This is a genomic window from Clostridium sp. AF21-20LB (genome assembly GCF_003478795.1).
In the GTDB taxonomy this organism is placed as follows: Bacteria; Bacillota; Clostridia; order Lachnospirales; family Lachnospiraceae; genus Otoolea; species Otoolea fessa.
In genome coordinates this window covers 1-2,409 of sequence record NZ_QUGD01000049.1, presented here as the reverse complement: position 1 = coordinate 2,409, position 2,409 = coordinate 1, and the positions used below count along the sequence as shown (strand labels likewise).

Below are 2,409 nucleotides of genomic sequence, written 5' to 3'. Positions count from 1 at the left end.
TGTAGCCCATCAGAGTGTCAATGTTCGCCTTGATTGTGACGATCTCCTGCATATCCCGTCGTGCCTTCTGGTATTCTCCATAGAGCTGTTTTTTCTTTGCTGTGAGCTTGCGGCCTTCCTCCTTCAGCACATCCATTTTAGGGAGCTTCGCCCCGCCCAGCAGAGAGCGCATTTCCGCTTGTACAGCCCGGTACAGTTCAAGGTCGGCCTCATGCTCCGCAAGGAATTTCCGGCTGTACTTCGTCGCCTTATACTGCTCAAAGACTGGGCGGGTTTTGGCATACTGAACCGTTGCGGCCTTTAGCCCGGCATTGGTTTTCATGGCCTGTTCCGTCTGCTTGACCTGTTCGGAAATAACATGGAAACGGTCTGCCGCCTCGGTGGCTTTCTTCGCTAACTGCTCATAATCGGTCAGGTTATTGTCCTGTATATAGGCAAGAGCGGCGGCCATCTGCTTAATGTTAAATACCTTCGCCCAGCGTTCATATCCCGGCCCCTTACCGGCAGCCAGCTTCGCTTGAATATCCACCGCCAGACTGATTTTCCGCTCCGAGTGCCCGGGGCGTTTTTCTTTGCCCTCAATGGCGGACAGAACATCTTGCAAGTCGTAGCCGTCCCCCAGCGTGGAGGCACGCAGACGGGTGAAGCGTTCCTGTCCCTGCCCGGTCAGCCGGAAGCTGATACCGCCGCCCCGAACCGTCTTGACCTCATACCCGGCCCGCTTCATCAAATTGAGAAATTCGTCCAGATCAGCGGGGCGTTCCGCCAGCGCAGTATCAATAGCAAGGCGCAGTCGGTCCTGATAGGAAAGCGGCCCTTTCCGGTCTTTCTGCCACTCCCCATAGTTCCGATACTTGCCCTTGCTCCGGGGCTTCGGGTTCTCCACGATGGACAGCCCGTTTTCAAGGCACAGCCTGTCAGAGAGCCGCCGAAGGGCGAAGCTGGAGCCCCAAAAATTTCGGAATTTCCGGGTGCAGTCAAGGGTGGTGGAGTTGTAATAAATGTGACAATGGATGTGCTGCTTATCGGTGTGCGTGGTAACGATAAAAGCGTGCCGCCCCTTTGTCCAGCGCATAGCCAGCTCATAGCCGATACGGTTCGCCTCCTTCGGGGTGATCTCGCCCGGATAGAAGGATTGTCGTATCTGATAGCACAGCACATTATTTTCTTTCTTCTGTTCCCGGCCCGTCATAGCGGCATAGCTGGCCTTTGCCAAAAGGAACTCGTCCGCCACGGTGGCCGGATCACATTCATAAGCGGAGATATACTTTCCGCTTTCTGTTTTCTCCGGGTCCTTGCCATAGTCCAGACAATCCCGGATAGCCTCAGCAATCGTTTCGCCTTCGCCCGCATGGCGCTGTAACAAAGTTGTGGTAGCCAAAAATCATTCCTCCTTTCCATGAGAAAGGGGCGGCCCATTCAGACCGCCCCGACTTCGGGCCAGTATGGCCCGAGGCTGCTTAACTTGCCAGAAACCGGTACAGAGCGGATTTGCCTCCGTCCAGCGCCCAAAGAAGGGAGCCCGCCGCCGCTTGCAGTCCATACGGCGAAAGAAGGAAGGCAAGAAACAGAAATACAATCCCGCCTATGGGCGTCGGCGTGAAAAAGAGAGCGACACCCAGCACCGTCAGGATCACAGAGGCAATCGTCAGCAGGACGGCACAAATATCAAATAGGAACACCAGCAGAGCCGCCAGAAGGGACAACGCTAAAGCAAATGGAGCAACCAATATTTTCAGCAGTATCTTCATCTTCAAAACCTCCTTTATCTATCCTTTCTACCTCTATTTTATCATGCCTGCCCGGGGACATAAATGTTGCGAAAGATTAGTAAATCCTGTCCCAAACTTTTGGGTCATACTGGCCCGAAGTGGTAAAAAAAGAGCAGGGCGGCAAGCCCCGCAACGGAAGCCTGCCGCCCTCGTCTTACTTTGCCACCAGCTCGGAAAGCTCCCGCAGCACCTTTGACACCTCGCCCCACAGCTTTTCATAGTCCCGCTTCAATCCGTCGATTTCCTCCGAGTACACGCCATAGGTATGTGCGTGTATGGCAACCTGATTGAGATTGTTGGAACAGCGCCGTTGCAGAGAGATCAGCTCTTTTACGGGCGCAAGGTCGATGTGCAGGATATACCCATTCAGAGCCATTTTCCGTACATAAGCCCCGGCGTTGGAAATGCCCGCCTCAGCCATCCGTTCATGGATGGCCGCCAGCTCGTCCGGTGTTACCATGACGTGCAGATGGACATTCCGCTTGCGGTTCTCCATCAGCGTTCCAGCTCCCGGCCTTTCCGGCGCTCTTTGGGTTCCTTTACCTTATCCAGCGGTTTTGCGTCCAGCTCCGGGGGCGTGGGTTGGATGGGCGTGTTGTTGGGTACGCCGTCAATCATGTTGCAGTTCTGCTCCGTG

At 54.8% G+C, this 2,409-nt stretch carries 4 protein-coding genes; all 4 read right to left on the bottom strand.

Translation table 11 applies throughout. The features are described from left to right. A partial coding sequence (locus DWX76_RS13600) for a relaxase/mobilization nuclease domain-containing protein (protein WP_118570877.1) occupies window positions 1–1,381 on the bottom strand: 1,381 nt, incomplete at its 3' end. Between the two features lie 79 nt (window positions 1,382–1,460). Continuing rightward, window positions 1,461–1,751: a CD1845 family protein gene (locus tag DWX76_RS13595; protein ID WP_005927606.1), complete on the bottom strand. Its 291-nt coding sequence runs from the start codon at window positions 1,749–1,751 to the stop codon at window positions 1,461–1,463. Between the two features lie 175 nt (window positions 1,752–1,926). Then, a complete protein-coding gene (locus DWX76_RS13590; protein WP_118570876.1) occupies window positions 1,927–2,268 on the bottom strand; it encodes a plasmid mobilization protein in 342 nt (113 codons plus the stop codon). Then, a partial coding sequence (locus tag DWX76_RS13585; protein WP_118570875.1) for a DUF4316 domain-containing protein occupies window positions 2,268–2,409 on the bottom strand: 142 nt, incomplete at its 5' end. The genes DWX76_RS13585 and DWX76_RS13590, both read right to left, overlap by 1 nt.

Bases quoted from the DNA above. Each gene is read 5' to 3' on its own strand.
- DWX76_RS13595 (WP_005927606.1), bottom strand. From the start codon at position 1,751: ATGAAGATACTGCTGAAAATATTGGTTGCTCCATTTGCTTTAGCGTTG.
- DWX76_RS13590 (WP_118570876.1), bottom strand. From the start codon at position 2,268: ATGGAGAACCGCAAGCGGAATGTCCATCTGCACGTCATGGTAACACCG.